Source organism: Variovorax sp. LjRoot175 (genome assembly GCF_964253805.1).
In the GTDB taxonomy this organism is placed as follows: Bacteria; Pseudomonadota; Gammaproteobacteria; order Burkholderiales; family Burkholderiaceae_C; genus Variovorax.
The window spans coordinates 624,675-641,909 of sequence record NZ_CAXURY020000003.1 but is presented as its reverse complement, the minus strand read 5'-3'; the positions used below and the strand labels follow the sequence as shown (position 1 = coordinate 641,909).

The 17,235-nt window shown below is 62.1% G+C and carries 14 protein-coding genes, 3 pseudogenes and 2 riboswitches; of the genes and pseudogenes, 10 read left to right on the top strand and 7 right to left on the bottom strand.

The window, feature by feature from the left end:
- Window positions 1–806: alpha/beta fold hydrolase (locus ACSQ89_RS40905; RefSeq protein WP_436297838.1), on the bottom strand; the 806-nt coding region annotated here is incomplete at its 3' end.
- A gap of 402 nt (window positions 807–1,208) precedes the next feature.
- Between ACSQ89_RS40905 and ACSQ89_RS40900 the strand changes: the two genes are divergently transcribed.
- From ACSQ89_RS40900 to ACSQ89_RS40880, 5 genes and pseudogenes are all read left to right on the top strand, one after another.
- Window positions 1,209–2,600 (top strand): M20 family metallopeptidase, encoded by a 1,392-nt coding sequence (locus ACSQ89_RS40900; protein WP_436297837.1) that lies wholly within the window; start codon window positions 1,209–1,211, stop codon window positions 2,598–2,600.
- 112 nt (window positions 2,601–2,712) lie between these two features.
- Window positions 2,713–3,787 (top strand): annotated as a pseudogene (locus ACSQ89_RS40895) (aromatic amino acid transaminase); the annotation flags it as partial.
- A 5-nt stretch (window positions 3,788–3,792) separates the two neighbouring features.
- Window positions 3,793–4,651, top strand: a pseudogene (kynA, locus tag ACSQ89_RS40890) (tryptophan 2,3-dioxygenase).
- An 11-nt stretch (window positions 4,652–4,662) separates the two neighbouring features.
- Window positions 4,663–5,202 (top strand): hypothetical protein, encoded by a 540-nt coding sequence (locus ACSQ89_RS40885; RefSeq protein ID WP_436297836.1) that lies wholly within the window; start codon window positions 4,663–4,665, stop codon window positions 5,200–5,202.
- A 3-nt stretch (window positions 5,203–5,205) separates the two neighbouring features.
- Window positions 5,206–5,715: an alpha/beta hydrolase gene (locus ACSQ89_RS40880; RefSeq protein ID WP_436297854.1), complete on the top strand. Its 510-nt coding sequence runs from the start codon at window positions 5,206–5,208 to the stop codon at window positions 5,713–5,715.
- Between the two features lie 188 nt (window positions 5,716–5,903).
- Here the strand turns inward: ACSQ89_RS40880 and ACSQ89_RS40875 are convergent, their stop codons facing one another.
- Entirely contained in the window at window positions 5,904–7,517 is a 1,614-nt protein-coding gene (locus tag ACSQ89_RS40875) for a gamma-glutamyltransferase family protein (protein ID WP_436297835.1), read from the bottom strand.
- Window positions 7,518–7,520: 3 nt separating this feature from the next.
- On the bottom strand, window positions 7,521–8,495 hold the full coding sequence (locus ACSQ89_RS40870; RefSeq protein ID WP_436297834.1) for a Bug family tripartite tricarboxylate transporter substrate binding protein: 975 nt from the start codon (window positions 8,493–8,495) through the stop codon (window positions 7,521–7,523).
- A gap of 95 nt (window positions 8,496–8,590) precedes the next feature.
- On the opposite strand from ACSQ89_RS40870, the gene ACSQ89_RS40865 reads away from it, so the two are divergent.
- Complete coding sequence (locus tag ACSQ89_RS40865; RefSeq protein ID WP_436297833.1) at window positions 8,591–9,517, top strand: LysR family transcriptional regulator; 927 nt, start codon at window positions 8,591–8,593, stop codon at window positions 9,515–9,517.
- A gap of 492 nt (window positions 9,518–10,009) precedes the next feature.
- Here the strand turns inward: ACSQ89_RS40865 and pcaD are convergent, their stop codons facing one another.
- Both pcaD and ACSQ89_RS40855 read right to left on the bottom strand, forming a co-directional pair.
- Complete coding sequence (pcaD, locus tag ACSQ89_RS40860; RefSeq protein ID WP_436297832.1) at window positions 10,010–10,777, bottom strand: 3-oxoadipate enol-lactonase; 768 nt, start codon at window positions 10,775–10,777, stop codon at window positions 10,010–10,012.
- Between the two features lie 22 nt (window positions 10,778–10,799).
- On the bottom strand, window positions 10,800–11,774 hold the full coding sequence (locus ACSQ89_RS40855) for a Bug family tripartite tricarboxylate transporter substrate binding protein (protein ID WP_436297831.1): 975 nt from the start codon (window positions 11,772–11,774) through the stop codon (window positions 10,800–10,802).
- Window positions 11,775–12,188: 414 nt separating this feature from the next.
- On the opposite strand from ACSQ89_RS40855, the gene ACSQ89_RS40850 reads away from it, so the two are divergent.
- The 3 genes from ACSQ89_RS40850 (at window position 12,189) to ACSQ89_RS40840 (ending at window position 14,247) form a co-directional block, all read left to right on the top strand.
- Entirely contained in the window at window positions 12,189–12,809 is a 621-nt protein-coding gene (locus tag ACSQ89_RS40850; protein WP_436297830.1) for a glutathione S-transferase family protein, read from the top strand.
- Between the two features lie 157 nt (window positions 12,810–12,966).
- Window positions 12,967–13,794: an alpha/beta fold hydrolase gene (locus ACSQ89_RS40845; protein ID WP_436297829.1), complete on the top strand. Its 828-nt coding sequence runs from the start codon at window positions 12,967–12,969 to the stop codon at window positions 13,792–13,794.
- A 111-nt stretch (window positions 13,795–13,905) separates the two neighbouring features.
- Window positions 13,906–14,247 (top strand): RidA family protein, encoded by a 342-nt coding sequence (locus ACSQ89_RS40840; protein ID WP_436297828.1) that lies wholly within the window; start codon window positions 13,906–13,908, stop codon window positions 14,245–14,247.
- A gap of 278 nt (window positions 14,248–14,525) precedes the next feature.
- Here the strand turns inward: ACSQ89_RS40840 and ACSQ89_RS40835 are convergent, their stop codons facing one another.
- Complete coding sequence (locus ACSQ89_RS40835) at window positions 14,526–15,695, bottom strand: GlxA family transcriptional regulator (protein ID WP_436297827.1); 1,170 nt, start codon at window positions 15,693–15,695, stop codon at window positions 14,526–14,528.
- Between the two features lie 185 nt (window positions 15,696–15,880).
- Window positions 15,881–16,055, bottom strand: a pseudogene (locus ACSQ89_RS40830) (transposase domain-containing protein); the annotation flags it as partial.
- 94 nt (window positions 16,056–16,149) lie between these two features.
- Window positions 16,150–16,240, top strand: a riboswitch (glycine riboswitch).
- 15 nt (window positions 16,241–16,255) lie between these two features.
- Window positions 16,256–16,361, top strand: a riboswitch (glycine riboswitch).
- A gap of 246 nt (window positions 16,362–16,607) precedes the next feature.
- Here ACSQ89_RS40830 and ACSQ89_RS40825 point away from each other — a divergent pair.
- Complete coding sequence (locus ACSQ89_RS40825) at window positions 16,608–17,078, top strand: RidA family protein (protein ID WP_436297826.1); 471 nt, start codon at window positions 16,608–16,610, stop codon at window positions 17,076–17,078.
- Window positions 17,079–17,235: the final 157 nt, after the last annotated feature.

Genomic DNA, 17,235 nt, shown 5'->3' with positions numbered 1-17,235 from the left:
CCTTCGCCGCGCATGATGGACTGGGCGAATGAGACAAGCACAGCCGCGGCCTCCGAAACCTTCTCCGGAAGAAGTGCGTGGCCAGAACCATGGATGATTTCCATCGTCGTGAGGTGGCCTACACGATCTCGCAAGTAATCTTCTTCGGGTACAGGTGCAATCTTGTCAAATTCAGGCGCAACATAGAGTACCGGCAAATTTTTGCCTACTTCGGTCCAACTACTGTCGGCCGTTGCATTCGTCGCCGCGAGCTGAAATTTAGAGACCTCTGTATGCCACCCGCTCAACCAAACGGAAGCATCGTGCCCGGGAGCGAAGAAGTCACGCTCCAAATAAAATAGGCGGTCTGCATCCGGCTTGGAATTGTCAGATACGACATTCACGGAAATCAAGAGCTCGGGCGATATTGTGCTGCCAATAATCGCCGCGAGAAGTGCGACAGATTTTGTCATCGAAGGCCAATGATGGGCGAGAACCCGCGCGACCCAGTTGCCGAACGCGTGGCCCACCACACACAATGCTTCAGGCTTCTCCGGCGCACAATCAGCTTCGATCGCAGCAACGACATCGGCGGCAAGATCGATCAATGTGATGCCTTCGGTCGGCCCCGAACTCGCGCCTATGCCGCGTGGCTGCGGTCGCAACACGCGGAATCCAGCCGCAGCAATTAATGGTGCAATTTCATCGAAATCAGTAGCGCCTCTCGCCAGCGAGGGGAGCAGGACAATGCGTGGGCCCTTGCCTTCGACTAGAAGTTCGACCTGACCTTCAGGCGTGGGGATCAGTTTGCGCTCGAGTTTTGACATTTAGTATCCTAATTTGGTCCGTTTAGATAGAATTCCTTGGCTATTAATATTGATCGATGCTCGCATGTGACTAGGCGTAGCTCGAACTCGCCGCTTCACTCCAAACCGCAGGTTATCGGGTCGACCATCAACAGCATTTTCGCCCGAGTGTGTTGGAATTGATAGAATTGCGAAGCCGTGAGAATATGAAAGCTCCGCCGCCGTATCCGATGACGTCGCAATCATCCAAATTCAGGCGCGCATTCGTCCTATTCCGCCGGGCTGGGAGCGCGATATCGTTCCAAGCAGTCAGTTACTTGGGATTATCTTCATGCGTTTCCTAGCAAAGTGCATCGTCTCCACGCTCATGGGTCTACCCCCCAATGAGGCTGGCCTCCCTCGGGAAGCCCTGCAGGAGGCCGCATGACGCGCGACGCCGCACTGGCCCAGGCTGCCGGCCACTTCGACAGCGGCGACTTCGTGCGCGACCTGTCGCGCCGTGTCGCCTTCCGCACCGCCAGCCAGGAGCCGGACTCCGGGCCGGCGCTGGCCGCCTACCTGCAGGACGAGATCGGCCCTTCATTGGCCAAGCTGGGCTTCAGCTTCAGCATCCACCCCAACCCCGAGCCCGCCTACGGACCGTTCCTGGTGGCCAGCCGCCATGAAGGCGATGATCTGCCCACGGTGCTGATGTACGGCCACGGCGACGTCATCCGCGGCCAGGACAAGAGCTGGACCTGCGGCGAGGGACCGTGGACGCTGGCGGTGGACGGTGAGCGCCTTTATGGACGGGGCACGGCCGACAACAAGGGCCAGCACAGCATCAACATCGCCGCGCTGGCCACCGTGCTGGCGCTGCGCGGCCAGCTGGGCTTCAACGTCAAGTGGCTGCTGGAAACCGGCGAAGAGACCGGCTCGCCGGGCCTGGCAGCGTTCTGCTCTGCGCACCAGGAACTGCTGGCCGCCGATGCGCTGATCGCCAGCGACGGCCCGCGCGTGGGCCGCGACCAGCCCACCGTCTTCCTGGGCTCGCGCGGTGTGGCGAACTTCAGCCTGACGCTGAACCTGCGCGGCGGCGGCCACCACAGCGGCAACTGGGGCGGCCTGCTGCGCAACCCCGGCACGGTGCTGGCCAACGCAATTGCCAGCATGGTGGACGCCCACGGCGTGATCCATGTCCAGGGCCTGCGCCCGCCGCCCATCCCGGCCAACGTGCGCACCGCGCTGCAGGGCCTGCGCTTTGGTGATGACGCCGGCGACCCGGAAGTTGACCCCGGCTGGGGCGAGCCCGGCCTGACTCAGGCCGAACGGGTGATCGCCTGGAACACGCTGGAAGTGCTGGCCTACAAGACCGGCAACCCGGACTTCCCGGTCAACGCCATCCCGCCCGCAGCACAGGCCTTCATGCACATGCGCTTTGTCGTCGGCACCGACGTGAGCCGGCTGCGTGACGTCGTGCAGCAGCACCTTTCGGCGCACGGCTTCGAAGGCATCGAAGTCAGCGAACCCGAGGTCATGCACGCCACCCGGCTGGACCCGGACAACGCCTGGGTGCGCTTCACGCTGGCCAGCATCGAGCAGAGCACCGGCAAGAAGCCCGTGCTGCTGCCCAACCTGGGCGGCAGCCTGCCCAACGATGTGTTTGCCGACATCCTGGGCCTGCCCACCGTGTGGGTGCCGCACAGCTACGCGGCCTGCCAGCAGCACGCACCCGACGAGCACCTGCTGGCACCGGTGGCGCGCGAGGCGCTGCAGCTGATGACGGGCCTGTTCTGGGACCTGGCAGCGGCCGCGCCGGGGCTACCGCGACGCTGAGCGCGCCATCTTCAGCGGAATCCGGCCGAGAGGAAGGCGCAGCATGGAGCCTGATCGTGCGGCCTTTGCCGAGGGTACGGGCGCCACCCGCCTCGACCTGGGCAAGTGCCGCGGCCGATTGCCCGTGCTGCCCTCCGTTCGCCAGGCCGAGGCCGCGCTGCTGGAGCACATTGGCCCCCGCCCCTACCTGCCGATGGAAGGGCTGGCCGACTTCCGTACCGCGGTTCAGAGTCTGCCATTCGGCGCAGGGCACGAAGCTGTGACCAGCGGCCGCCTCGCAACGCTGCAGACCCTAGGGGGGTCCGGGGGACTCAAGGTCGGCGCCGACTTCCTGCGTCGCTACTTCCCCGAAGCCAGCCTCTGGGTGAGCGACCCGACCTGGGACAACCACCAAGCCATCTTCGAGGGTGCGGGCTTCGAGGTGCGGCGCTATCCCTACTACGACCCGATCACCGGCGGCCTGCGTTTCGACGACATGCTCGCGACCCTGGACAGCCTGCCGCGCCACAGCATCGTGCTGCTGCATGCCAGCTGCCACAACCCGACCGGCGTCGACTTCTCCGCCGCGCAATGGCAGGCGCTGATCCCGGTGCTGCGCGACCGCGCGCTCATTCCCTTTATCGACATCGCCTACCAAGGCTTCGGCGACGGCCTCGACGAAGACGCCTTCGCCCTGCGGGAGCTGGCTGATGAGGGCATCCAGTTCTTCGTCGCCAACTTTTTCCAAGAACTTCTCGATGTACGGCGAGCGCTGCGGCGGCCTCAACGTGGTGTGCAGCGAACGCCAGACAGCCGACACCGTGCTTGGGCAACTCAAGGCCGCCGTCCGGCGCAACTACTCGACACCCCCCACGCACGGCGCGCGCGTGATCGCCCGCGTGCTGCGAGACCCACAGCTGTTCACGCAGTGGACCGGTGAAACGGCCGCGATGCGACATCGCAGTCGCGCGATGCGCGAACCCCTCCACGCGGTGCTGGACGAGACCTTTCAGGGTCGCCGCAACTTCGACTACTTCCTCACGCAGCGCGGCATGTTCAGCTATACCGGTCTCAGCGAAGCACAGGTCGCCCGGCTGCGCGAGGAACACGCTGTCTATCTCGTGCGCTCGGGCCGCATGTTCCTGTCGGGCCTGACCCTGGGCAACGTGGACCGCGTGGCGCAGGCCATCGCTGCTGTGCTGGGCTGAATCGCATGAACGCGCACACGCCCAACCTCTCATCTCCCGAGCGCATCGTGCAGGAGGAAAAAGCCCAGCTCGACTTCAGCCGCTCGATGAGCTACGGCGACTACCTGCAGCTCGACGCCATCCTCAACGCGCAGAAGCCGCTCTCGCGCACCCACGACGAGCTGCGCTTCATCGTGCAACCAGACCAGCGAGCTTTGGATGAAGCTGATACTGCACGAGCTGGACGCTGCCATGCGCTGCGTAGCGACCGACGAGCTCGGCAGTGCCTTCAAGATGCTGGCGCGCGTCTCCCGCATCATGGAGCAGTTGGTCCATGCCGGGGACGTGCTCGCCACGATGACACCGTCGGAGTACACGGCCATGCGGCCCTACCTGGGCGCCTCCAGTGGCTTCCAAAGCTGCCAGTACCGCTGCATCGAGTTCTCGCTGAGCAACAAGAATCCGGCCATGCTCAAGCCGCACGGACACCGGCCCGACCTGCTGGCCCGGGTGCGCGAGGCCTACGAGGCGCCCTCGCTCTACGACGAATCGCTGCGCCTGCTGGCACGGCGCGGGCTGGCGCTGCCCAAGACCCACCTGTCGCGCGACTGGACCCAGCCCTACGCCGCCAGCGACCAAGTAACCCGGGCCTGGCTCCAGGTCTACAAGCAGCCGCAGGCGCATTGGGAGCTCTACCATGTGGCCGAAGAACTGGTGGACCTGGAGGACGCGTTCCGGCTGTGGCGCTTTCGCCATGTGACCACGGTCGAGCGGGTGATCGGCTTCAAGCGCGGCACGGGCGGCGCCGGCGGCGTGAGCTATCTGCGCAAGATGCTCGACGTGGTGCTGTTCCCCGAGCTCTGGCGCGCGCGCACCGAGCTCTGATGGAGCCGCCAATGCATGAGGACCTGATCCAGGGCCTGACCGATGCGCTCGGCCCGGAGGCGGTACGCATCGGCGACGCGATCGACCTGCACCACCGCACCGACTGGAGCAGAACGGCCGCCGCGTCCGGCGCGCCCGCTGAGTTGAGCGCGCGCGTCCCATCGACGCGCACGGTGGGGCCGCGATGGTCAAGAACGCCGGCTACAAATCCCAGTGAACCACGGATGACAGCTTTGCTACCCCTTGAAGACCGCGAGCGTGAGTACTCGCCGAGCTCCTGCATCGGCGGCAACCCTGCGCCGCACCTGCGCGCCTACGCCGAGCTGAGCGCTGCCGCGCTGCAAGCCTGCGTGGCGCAGCGCGACCTGGCTTACGGCGACAAGGCCTCGAACCAGCTCGACCTCTTCCTGCCGCCGGCGGGCGGCGGCGGCTTGCCACCGCTCCTGGTCTTCATTCACGGCGGCTACTGGCAGGAGCTCTCGAAGCAAAGCTCTTTGTTCGCTGCCCCTGGCTGCATCCAGGGCAACTTTGCCTTCGCGGCGATCGATTAAACGCTGGCGCCCGGCGCGTCCGTGCGCGAGATCGCGCTCGAATACCGCCGAGCGCTGCGCTGGCTGCACGCGCACGGAGAAGCCCTGGGTTTCGATCCTGAGCGCATCGTCGTGGCCCGCAGCTCCGCCGGCGCGCACCTGGCTGCCATGACCTGCCTGCGGGGCTGGGCCGACGACGCGGACCAGCCCGGCGGCTTGCCTGCCGCCGCCGTGCTGGTATCGGGCATCTACGAGTTGGCCCCGCTGGTGGGTACCACATCAACGACGCCCTCTCGCTCACTGAGCCGATCGCGGCCGCTCATAAGCCCACAACGGCATTCCTTGAGCGGCTTCCCGCCGTCCGTCCTGTGCTGTGGCTGGCCTCGTGGTCCCCGGCATGAAGATCGAGATCGTGGCCTATGCGGTGATTGCCAAACTTACAGGAGCGTAGGAGTGGAGCGAGACGTATCACCTATGGGGCCGAGCACGACGCGGGCATGCAGGTGGACGACCGCCAGTTCGCGAGCACCTTGATGTATCCGAAGGTGGCCCGCGAGTTTCACCATCATCTTGCCGCTTTGGCGACGTTTCGGTATGCCGATGCCGACCTTCTTCTATGGTTTGCGGCCGGCTTCGTGGGAAGGTTGAGGGGAATGCCGGCCTTCGCGGCCGCCTGGTTCATCCCCCAATCATCGTGGCGAGCTCGCCCCCTTGCTACTTGCTCAGTACCCCGCTGCCAAGCCGTCGCGGCGCGGATCGCTCGCGGCCACGTAGCCTTCGACCGCCGGATCGCCCGCGCGGCAGATGAACTGGCCGGCGCCGAAGTCCTGGTAGGAGTCGTTGATCACGTCGACCTTGTGGCCGAGCTCCGCGAGGCCGCGCACCGTCGCCGGATTCATGGCGGCCTCGACGTTGATCTCGAGCCCGCTGTTGAAGCGCCAGCGCGGCGCATCGCAGGCGGCCTGCGGGTTCTGGCCGTAGTCCAGCATGCGCACCAGTGTCTGCATGTGGCCCTGCGGCTGCATGTTGCCGCCCATCACGCCGAAGCTCATCACGGGCTGCCCGTCCTTCGTGAGGAAGGCCGGAATGATGGTGTGGAAAGGCCGCTTGCCAGGCGCCACCACGTTGGGGCTCTTGGCATCGAGGCTGAAACCGTGGCCGCGGTTCTGCAGGCTGATGCCGAATTCGGGCTCCACGCAGCCGGAGCCGAAGCCCATGTAGTTGCTCTGGATGAAGCTCACCATCATTCCGCGCTCGTCGGCGGCGGTGAGGTAGATGGTGCCGCCCTTGACCGGGTTGCCCGCCTTGAAGTCCTGCGCCTTGTTCACGTCGATGAGTTTGGCACGCGAGGCGAGGTAGGTGCCCTCGAGCATTTGCAAGGGCGTCACCTCCATCGACGATGGGTCCGAGACGTAGCGGTAGGTGTCCGCAAAGGCCAGCTTCATGGCCTCGATCTGCAGGTGCTGCGAAGCGACCGAATCGACCGGAATCGATGCCATGTCGAAGTGCTCGAGGATGCCGAGCGCAATCAGCGCCGCGATGCCTTGCCCATTGGGCGGGATCTCGTGCAGCGTGTGCTTGCGGTAGTTCTGCGAGATCGGCTCGACCCACTCGGGCTTCCAGTTGGCGAGATCGCGCACCTTGAGGCTGCCGCCGTTGGCGCTCGAGAATTTGCCCAACGCCTCGGCGATCTCGCCGCTGTAGAAGGCATCGCCCCTGGTCGCGGCGATGGCCTTCAGGGCGCGCGCCGCGGCTGGAAAGCGGAACAGCTCGCCGACCTCGGGCGCACGGCCCCATGGCAGGAAGGCCTGCGCGAAACCCGGCTGCGATTGCAGGATCGGCGTGGCCGCGGCCCACTTCTGCTGCACCACCGGCGGCATCAGGTAGCCGCGCTCGGCGATCTCGATCGCCGGCGCCATCAGGTCTTCGAAGGGCAGCTTGCCGAAGCGTTCGGACAACGCGACCCAGCCGCCGACCGCGCCCGGCACCGTCACCGAGTCGATGCCGCGCTGCGGTGGCGTCGCGGCATCGGCACCGTACTTGCGGCGGAAGTACTCGGGCGTCCAGGCCTGCGGCGCCGAGCCGGAGGCATTGAGCCCATGCAGCTTCTCGCCGTCCCACAGGATGCAGAAGGCATCGCTGCCCAGGCCGTTGCTGACCGGTTCGACCAGGGTCATCACCGCAGCCGTCGCGATGGCCGCGTCGGCTGCATTGCCGCCCTGCTGGAGGATGCGAAGGCCCGCTTGCGCGGCCAATGGATGCGAAGTCGAGACGACGTTGCGTGCGAAGACGGGGATGCGGATCGAGGGATAGGGATTGGCGTAGTCGAATTTCATTGCTCAGTCGCCTGTGATTTTCCGTTCGGTGATGATCTTTTTCCACTTGTCGGCGTCCAGCGCCGCCATGCTCGCGAATTGCGTGGGCGTGCCGATCGTCGGTGCGATGCCTAGCTTCGACAACTTGTCGCGCACTTCCGGATCGGCGAGCGTCTCGTTGGCCGCCTTGTTGATGCGCGCCGTCATGTCCGCCGGCAGGCCCTTGGGACCGTAGAGCCCGAACCAGGTGTTCGATTCGAAGCCCGGCAGCACCTCGGCGATCGCCGGCAACTCGGGCGCGAGCGGGCTGGGCTTCAGCGTCGTCACGCCCAGCGCGCGCAGCCGGCCGTCGCGCACATGCGGCATGCCGGTGGGCAGCGAATCGAAGAGCACGTCGATCTTGCCGCTGATCAGGTCGGGAATCGCGAGCGCCGTGCCCTTGTACGGAATGTGCGTGACGAACACGCCGGCCTGCGACTTGAACAGCTCGGTGGTGAGCTGCACGATGGTGCCGTTGCCGCTCGATGCGTAGTTGAGCTTGCCGGGATTCTTCTGTGCGTACGCTATCCATTCGCGCACCGTCTTCGCCGGCGAGCTGTTGGGCACCAGCATGACGCTCGGCGCATCGCCCACGTGGGCAATCGGCGTGAAGTCGCGCACCGTGTCGTAGGGCAGCCTGGCGTTGATCGCGGGTCCGATGGCGTGCGTGCTGGTGGTGGCCAGCAGCAGCGTGTAGCCGTCGGCCGGCGCCTTGGCCGCGAGATCGGATCCGATCGCGCCGCCGGCGCCCGGCTTGTTGTCGATGACCAGCGTGGTGCCGAGCTTCTCGCCCATCTTCTGGCCCAGCGTGCGGGCGAAGAGGTCGGTGGCGCCGCCCGCGGGGAACGGCACGATGAGGCGGATCGGCTTGTTCGGGTAGCCCTGCGCCAGGCTGGCGAACGAGGAGGCCATGCACAGCAGCGCAACGGCGGCCCCTTGAAGGAATTGGATTCTTTTCATGTGCAGGATACTGAGTGTCTGGGGGGAAGCGGATCCTATTCAGCACCGGCACATCAAGCAAGATAATCTAGGTTATTCAACTATGAATGCAGTTTATGACTCGCAACGCCACGGAAGAGATCTCGCTGCACCAACTGCGCGCCCTGGCGGCGGTGGCTGAATCCGGCAGTTTCACCCTTGCGGCGGAGGCCATGCAGCTCACGCAGCCGGCCGTCAGCCACCTGATCAAGCGCATGGAAGAAGAGCTGGCGCAGCCCCTGTTGGTACGCGGGCGCCGCATCCGCATGACCAATGCCGGCCAGATGATGGTCGACACGGCGGTGCGCGCGCTGCGCCTGATCGATGAGTCGGTCGGTGCCTGCCGTTCGCAGTCGCAACTGCGCGAAGGCCGCGTGGTGCTGGCGGTCGGTCACCTGACAGCGGGTGCACTGCTGCCGCCGCTGCTTGGCCGCTTTTCGCAGCAGCACCCGACTCTGGCGACCACGCTGCTCGACAGCACCGCCGACCAGTTGATTTCGCGCGTGCTTTCGCAAGAGGCCGACCTCGGCTTCGGCTCCGACATCGACCAGAAGCATTCGGAACTGGCGGCTGAGCCGTTGTTCTCCGAGCGCATGGCCTTGTTCGTGCGCGACGACCATCCGCTGGCGCAGCGCGTGGTGGTCGATGCCCGCCACCTCGAATCGCTGCCCTTCATTCATGTGAACCCCGACGCCAACGTGTGGCGCGCGGTGAGCCGCCAGTTGTCGAGCATGGCGAACGTGTATCCGAGGGTGGTCCACCATGTGTCGATGCTGTCGACAGCCTTCGGCCTCATCCAAGCCAGAGCGGGCGTGGCCTTGTTGCCGCGCTACGTCGAAGTGCTGATGCCCGCCAACCTGCGCGCGGTAGCGGTCACACGACCCACGCTGGAGTATCTCGTGGTAGCCGTGCGGCTAGCGAAGCATCCGCTGAGCCCGGCGGCCCTGGCCTTCCTGGCGATGGCCAGGCAGCACATGAAGCCGCCTCGCCCCACCAAGCATTAGCTTCTTCGGGAGGTGTGGGGTGAGGTGCTCGGCGACTGAGGCGCCGGCGGCGAATACAGCTATGCCGACGCCGTACGAATGTACTGGGAGTTCGAAGAGCGCAGGAGCTAGCAAGTCGGACCAGGCGCCGGGGCTAAAGGGATGACTGCAGCGGTTTGCCCAGCGTGGCCCACCCCGCAAACGCGCCCGCTAGTTAGTCCACACCCTGCGCCTTCCCGTCCCTGACGGAGATCAGACATCAGGAGCCCGGCCGGCCAATATATTCACTACGGCATTGGAGGCCAAGAGCTCAGCCGTCGTCTGTCGGCTCACCGCGCGCCAGGCGCCAGGGACTTGCACGCCATCGTTCGGACCGCGCTGCAGATGGTGCTCCAAGCGGAAATTTTCTGGCGTTGCGGTGCTTTTCGCAGTGCAACGGCTAGAGAATCTGCAACCGGCTGCGCGTGAAGCCCTTAAACCGAATGCTGACTGAAGGCGGACCGTTGCGGCTCCCTAGGCAGGCAGTCCTGACCAGAAATCGGTGAGCAGGCGCGCGAAGGCATCGGGCTGCTCCACTGCACTCAAATGTGCCGCGTCAAGAAAACGCAGCTGCGCGCCCGGGATGTGCCTGGCAATTCCCTCCGACATCACCGGCGGCGTCGCCTCGTCGCTACTGCCGGCGATCACCAGCGTGGGGCACGCGATGCTGGCGTTGCTGGTGTCGAGGTCGATATTGGAGACCGCCCCGCACGCGGCTGCGTAGGGCTCGGCTGAAGTGGCCTCCAGAACGGCCCGCAAAGCAGTCACCTGAGCCTCATCATGTTGATGAAATCCCGGCGTAAACCAGCGCTGCATGGCGCCTGCGGCAATCGACGGCACACCCTGAGTCAACACCGTTGTGATACGGGTCTGCCACATAGCGCGTGCGGCATCGTCGTAGCGGCTGGCCGAGTTGGCAATCACCAAGCTGCGTACCAGTCGTGGGTGGCGAGCGCCCAGCGACTGGGCCGTCATGCCGCCCAATGAAAGACCGACGAAATGCACCGGCCCCACCGCTTGGCTGCGGATCAACTCGGCCGCGTCATCGGCCAAGTCTTCCATGGTGTAAGTACCGGCGCCGGCCGGGCTACGACCATGGCCCCGGTGGTCGTATCGCAGCACGGTGTAGCGGTCTTCCAACGCGACGGCTACGTCGTTCCACATGGTCAGATCACAACCCAGGGCATGGCTCAGCACCACCAGCGGGCCTTGCCCTTGTTGCACAAAATTCAGGTGGGGCATAACGCTTTCCAGCAAAGGGCGATCAGTCGAGTTTGGCGCCAGATATTTTCACCCGCTCAGCCTGCACTTTGAAGTCTCGCGCCAAGTAGTTTTTGTACTCCTCGGGCGTGGAGCCAACGGCCACATAAGAATAGGCGTCGATTTGAGTGCTGCGGAAATCGGGGGCCATCAGAATCTTGCGAACGTCGCTGGCGATTTTCTCCACCACGGCCGAGGGCGTTCCCACGGGTGCCACGAGCCCGATGTTGAAAGCACCGTTGATGTCCTTCACGCCCGCTTCCTTGAACGTCGGCACTTCTGGCAAGGCGACACTGCGGCTGTCGCCGGAAATAGCCAGCGCCTTCATCTTGCCCGTCTTGACATGTTGCTCGATGACTGAAACACCGAGGATCGCCGAGTCCACCTGACCCGAAATGATCTCGGGAATCAGGGGCGCTGCGCCTTTGTAGGGCACGTGCACCATCTCCAGATTCTCCTGTTTAGCAAACATTGCCAGGGGCAAATGGACAATACCGCCGGCGCCGGAAGAGCCGTAGCTCATCGGCTTGTCTTTGGCGCTACGTGCCAATTGCACAAACTCTTTAAGCGTATTGGCCTTCGAGTTTTGCGGCACGATAAAGACCATCGGAACGGTGATCAGCCACGAGATGGGCGCAAAGTCCTTTTCAGCGTTATAGGGCAATTTCTTGTACAGGTGCGGATTCATGGTCAGGGCCGCCTCCGTCGCCGCAAACAAGGTGTAGCCATCGGCCGGGCTCTTGGCGACGAATTCGGCACCAATAATCTCGTTAGCGCCTGTTTTGTTGAGAACGAGTACTGGCTGGCCCCACTCCTTGCTCAGCCTGACGCTCAAGGCCCGAGTCAGATTGTCCACAGGGCCACCCGGGGAGTAGGGAACCACGATGGTCACCGGCTTGGCAGGGAAAGTCTCGGCAACCACGCCGTGCGCAGCAACAACAACAACAAGGGACAGTGCGATTTTGAAAAGATTTTTCATAGAAGTTGTGTGAAACGGGATCGGGTTACAGAAGCAAGACGATTGGTTGATTTTTGGCAGAACGCTCGAAATATGGCCGCCAGAGATGATGCACTTTGCTAGGAGGCGCATGAAGAATGCCCCCATGTAAGCTGACTGCCTAGAACGATATCGCGCTCCCAACCAAGCGCGATAGGACAAATGCGCGCTTGAACTTGGATTATTGCGACATCATCGGATGGGGCGGCGGAGCTTTCATATTCGCACGGCTTCGCAATTCTATCGATCTCGTCGCACTCGGGCGAAAATTCCATAATTGGTCGACCTGATGACCTGCGGTTTGGAGTGATGGCGGCGAGTTGTCGCTAAGGGAAGCATGCTTGGTCACAGGCGAGCATCGATCAATGTCCCGGATTAATAGCCTAGGAATTCTTCATGAAACTATATTGGTCATCAACATCTCCATTCGCAAGAAAAGTTACCGCAAGTGCCCACGAGCTAGGGCTAATCGACCGGTTCGAAACGATTCCAACTCGCGTCGCACCGAACAAGCCTGACTTAGCCTTATTGCCATATAACCCGCTTGGGCAGCTTCCGACACTCGTTCTAGATGACGGGACCGCGCTCTACGACAGTCTCGTAATCATCGAGTACCTCAGTCATATGGCAGGTGGCGCTAAGCTTATTCCGCTGTCGCCGGAGGCGCGAATTGAAGAGCTTCGGCTGCATGCGTTGTGCAATGGTTTTCTCGACCTGCTGGTGCAATGGCGCATCGAATCAATGAAAGATGCGAAGCAGATTGCGCTTATTAATGCGTTCAACCTGAAGTCGAGCATGGTATGGACAAGACTGGAGGCGACAGTCGAGCGAGTCGCGCAACGGCCTTTCGGGTTGGCCTCCATTACGCTGGCTATCGTTGCTGAATACGCTGACTTTCGGTTTCCAAGGCTCGGTTGGCGAGAAAAATACCCGGTGCTCTCGAGCTGGCACCAAGCTATACAGTCACGACCTTCTTTGGCCTCTACCAGATTTTTCGATAGCTCGAAGCCTCAATAGGAAAAAAATGTGGACCGTTGTAATAACCGGCGGTGCAGTGAATCTTGATGACTGATGCAAGATTTGCCGCACGGGCAGTTGCAACGATTCCATATTGATGCTTCTTATAAGGACTACGGCTTACGGCCTCAAAGGCCACCAAATTAGGAAATACAAGATGTCAAAACTCGAGCGCAAACTGATTCCCACGCCTGAAGGTCAGGTCGAATTTCTCGTCGAAGGTAAGGGCCCACGCATTGTTCTGCTCCCCTCGCTGGCAAGAGGCGCCACTGATTTCGATGAAATTGCACCAATAATTGCTGCGGCTGGATTCCGGGTTTTGCGACCTCAGCCACGCGGCATAGGCGCGAGTGCGGGGCCGACCGAAGGCATCACATTGATCGATCTTGCCGCCGATGTTGTGGCTGCGATCGAAGCCGATTGTGCGCCGGAGAAGCCTGAAGCATTGTGTGTGGTGGGCCACGCGTTCGGCAACTGGGTCGCGCGGGTTCTCGCCCATCATTGGCCTTCGATGACAAAATCTGTCGCACTTCTCGCGGCTATTATTGGCAGCACAATATCGCCCGAGCTCTTGATTTCCGTGAATGTCGTATCTGACAATTCCAAGCCGGAAGCAGACCGCCTATTTTATTTGGAGCGTGACTTCTTCGCTCCCGGGCACGATGCTTCCGTTTGGTTGAGCGGGTGGCATACAGAGGTCTCTAAATTTCAGCTCGCGGCGACGAATGCAACGGCCGACAGTAGTTGGACCGAAGTAGGCAAAAATTTGCCGGTACTCTATGTTGCGCCTGAATTTGACAAGATTGCACCTGTACCCGAAGAAGATTACTTGCGAGATCGTGTAGGCCACCTCACGACGATGGAAATCATCCATGGTTCTGGCCACGCACTTCTTCCGGAGAAGGTTTCGGAGGCCGCGGCTGTGCTTGTCTCATTCGCCCAGTCCATCATGCGCGGCGAAGGTGGCCTACCTAGGCCTGTCTAAACTTCGAACGTGTGTTTCAAAGAGCCGGCATCTTTGCGGCTAAAGATTTTCCCGGCCCCGCTTTTCACGCGGGGCCTTTTTCCGCAGCTCAATTTTTTTCAGGAGAATTCCATGAGCATTCAGCGCATCGAACCGGGCGCCCGCATGAGCAACGCCGTCGTCCACGGTAACACCGTCTATCTCGCCGGCCGGGTCGGCGAAGGCGAGAGCGTCACTGACCAGTGCAAGAGCGCACTTGCCGACATCGACCGCCTGCTCGCTGCCGCCGGCAGCGACAAGTCGAAGATCCTGCAGACGATCATCTATCTCTCGGATATCGCCAATTTCGGTGAAATGAACGCCGTCTGGGAAGCCTGGATCGATCCAATCAACCCGCCGGCCCGCGCCACCAGCGAAGCCAAGCTCACCACACCGAAATTCAAGGTCGAGTTCATCGTCACGGCGGCGATCTGATCGCTCCGATATAGGAACCAGGAAGCAGGCCTATCGCTCTGATAGGCCGGCAATCGGGACTCGAGGAGTATCGTTTAAGGGTACGGGAGAGATCGGTCACCTGCCCCCTCCCAACCGCCAGCGTCGTGGCAGGGAAGTCCGTCAACTTGGGGATACCGGATTGATGAAGCGAGCCAGGCTTGGCGAATGGGCAGATCATTGCAGTTCTGCACAAGCAGACGGCGGGCGCGAAGCTCGCCGACCTGCTGAGGAGCTGTTAGAGGTAGCTCGGCTGTCGCTCAGTGCATTTCTGCCTCGGTCAAGCCGCCATCGGGATTGATCCTGCTTGAAGAACCAACTACTGAGTGAGCCAGATTTGTATAAACTGACTTTCTCGATCGCGACAAGTCTAAATCCTGATCACTCTTTACCATTCTTTCGTAGAGAGAAGCCCATTGCGGCGATATAACGTCATCCAAGCTTACTTTTGATTGTCGTGCTTGCGATGGGGTCATTGCAAATTGAGCTCGGAAACATCGATTGAAGTGAGAGCTATCGGAGAAACCGGTGATCGTCGCGATTTCGGTTATTGACTTGGGGCTATTTAAAAGAAGCCAATATCCATAAGCGAGTCGAAATTGACGACAATATTGCTGGACCGGTTGCTTCATTTCCTGCTGGAAAAGCCGTTCTATCTGCCGCTTAGAAACCCCCAAGGATGACGCAAGAGATTCAACCTTCAATGGCTGCTGTCCAAGATTTCTTTCGATGATCTTGAGCGCCCGAAGTACTCTCGCATCGCGTGGATTTTCTCTTGTTTCAGAATTCTGCTCAGTTTCGGTGGGGGAGGTCGAAAGCTCTTGCGGCGCGGGAATCTCGGCGCCGATAGCGGCATAATGACGCTCTAGAAGCCATGATCCGAGTTCCAGCGCCGCTAGCCCTCCTGCACAGCTAACTCGCCTGCCGCTCACGACCAAGTTAATGCCGGAGATTTGCTGCACCTCTGCAAAACGGGTATCTCGGTCGACGCCCCGATACCAATCCGTTGCGCAGGGCAACCTATCGAAAAATCCGGCTTCGATTAGCACAAATAGTCCCGAACCTGTCCCCACAAGAGTTGCGCCCTTCATATCGGCGCTTGTGAGTGCTTCCAGAATCGATCTGCGGTCCTCGACAGGAGCAGCTGTCTTCCCGCCTATCACGAAAACGTAGTTGCAATCGCGAGCAGCGTGCAGGGGCGCTGTCGGAGGTACTTGGACCCCGCAGGTCGTTTGCGCTGGCTTTTGTCCTAGAACGATATATTCAAAGTCGACTCCGACCGCGGCTGCGGGGTCGGTGCAATGCTTCAAGATATAAACCAGGGCAGAGTACGAAAACATCGTGAAGCCCGGAAGGAGGATGAAGCCGACCTTCACTCGCCGCCGCGCCAGCTTGGCGGGTTCGGCCTTCACACCAGATACCGGCATCATCGTGGACTCTCCTGCCAAAAGGTCGGCAATCGTAGCAGTTGCAGTATGTCCGCGCGCAATCGGATGCTCATGGCACTTGTCGCATAGAAGGTAAGCGGATGGCCGTCCGATCCTTGACGACTGCGACCGGCGGCACGCGGCAATTGGCCGCTCACGGCGGTCTCGCCGGGAGGGCACTTCATCGATTGCCAGCGGTGCGGCAGGAGATTGTCGATGCGGCTGGCCATGTGCGTGGGCAGGCGCTGCAGGACGTCTTTAGGTACGCGTGCGGATCAGGGCCGCAGAGCTTGCCGCCTGCACCAGGCTCATCACGACGGCCGCGCGCTGGCCGGCCAGTTCTGATTTTTTCAACTCCCCTGCCTCACGTTCCAGGCTTGGCGCTCGAACAACGAGAGGCTGGTTGGCTCCCGACCCCTTGCGGCACTATCGACTTCCAGCAACGATCCGAATAGACTTCGTCATAGCAGGAGAGCGGGCCGCGCGAAGCGGCTCCACCGAAGGCGCAAACTCCCATAAACGCTCAGGTCGGCTCACGTGATGAGCCTGTACTGCATCAACTGTCAAAGCCGTCTGGAGAGCCATCACGTCATGTGATGCACCGAAGGAGCAAACCTGCTGCGGGCGCAGCGGGTGAATCTCTCAGGTACCGAGGACAGGGGGAGCGGCAACTTGGACGCATGGTCCGGTTGCTTTCTTTTCGAGCTTCCGTTTCTCCGCGTTCAAGCGCTGCAACCTCATAGGTTCACGACATGCGCGTGATCGTTCTCGGCGCCGGCCTGCTCGGGATATTCGTACCACAGGCAGCGCGCTCGCGCCCGCCCTGAGCGAGCTGAATGCCGACGATCAGCTCTCCGCCCCACTCGACGACCCCTATTTCGGCAATTGACCACTTACTTCCAAGGACACCAGAGAATGACAACGCAAGGACCCGACGCACGCCTGACCCAACTCGGCATTGAATTGCCGACGGCGGTCGCCCCCGTCGCCAACTATGTGCCGGCCCGAAAGAGCGGCGCGCTGATCTACATCGCGGGCCAGGTGCCGACCGCCGGCGGCAAGGACCAGTACGTGGGCAAGGTCGGCCAGGACGTCTCGATCGAGAACGCCCAGAAGGCGGCGCGACTGTGCGCGATCAACATCCTTGCCCAGCTGCGCACGGCGCTGGGCGGCAGCCTCGATGGCGTCGCGGGCTGCGTGCGCCTCGGCGGCTTCGTTAATTCCACCCCCGAGTTCGGCGACCATCCCAAGGTGATCAACGGCGCCTCCGACCTGATGGTCGAGGTGTTCGGCGAAGCGGGTCGGCATGCGCGCGCCGCAGTCGGCTGCAATTCGCTACCGCGCAACGTCGCTGTCCAGGTCGATGCCATCTTCGAGTTGGCCTGACGATGAACCACGCCGCGGCCTGGGCTGACGGCTGTGTACCGATAAATGCGCTGACCGGCTTCCTCGGCAGCGGCACCCACGCTGCTGCGCCATTTGCTGGCCGATGCCGGCGTGGCGGACACGGTGGTGGTCATCAACGAGTTCGGTGAGGTCGGGC

Excerpts from the sequence above, each read along its gene's own strand:
- ACSQ89_RS40835 (WP_436297827.1), bottom strand. The coding sequence starts at position 15,695 with ATGATGCCGGTATCTGGTGTGAAGGCCGAACCCGCCAAGCTGGCGCGG.
- ACSQ89_RS40825 (WP_436297826.1), top strand. The coding sequence starts at position 16,608 with ATGACAACGCAAGGACCCGACGCACGCCTGACCCAACTCGGCATTGAA.
- ACSQ89_RS40875 (WP_436297835.1), bottom strand. The coding sequence starts at position 7,517 with ATGAAATTCGACTACGCCAATCCCTATCCCTCGATCCGCATCCCCGTC.
- ACSQ89_RS40840 (WP_436297828.1), top strand. The coding sequence starts at position 13,906 with ATGAGCATTCAGCGCATCGAACCGGGCGCCCGCATGAGCAACGCCGTC.
- ACSQ89_RS40870 (WP_436297834.1), bottom strand. The coding sequence starts at position 8,495 with ATGAAAAGAATCCAATTCCTTCAAGGGGCCGCCGTTGCGCTGCTGTGC.
- ACSQ89_RS40850 (WP_436297830.1), top strand. The coding sequence starts at position 12,189 with ATGAAACTATATTGGTCATCAACATCTCCATTCGCAAGAAAAGTTACC.
- ACSQ89_RS40900 (WP_436297837.1), top strand. The coding sequence starts at position 1,209 with ATGACGCGCGACGCCGCACTGGCCCAGGCTGCCGGCCACTTCGACAGC.
- ACSQ89_RS40845 (WP_436297829.1), top strand. The coding sequence starts at position 12,967 with ATGTCAAAACTCGAGCGCAAACTGATTCCCACGCCTGAAGGTCAGGTC.
- pcaD (WP_436297832.1), bottom strand. The coding sequence starts at position 10,777 with ATGCCCCACCTGAATTTTGTGCAACAAGGGCAAGGCCCGCTGGTGGTG.
- ACSQ89_RS40885 (WP_436297836.1), top strand. The coding sequence starts at position 4,663 with ATGCATGAGGACCTGATCCAGGGCCTGACCGATGCGCTCGGCCCGGAG.
- ACSQ89_RS40855 (WP_436297831.1), bottom strand. The coding sequence starts at position 11,774 with ATGAAAAATCTTTTCAAAATCGCACTGTCCCTTGTTGTTGTTGTTGCT.
- ACSQ89_RS40865 (WP_436297833.1), top strand. The coding sequence starts at position 8,591 with ATGACTCGCAACGCCACGGAAGAGATCTCGCTGCACCAACTGCGCGCC.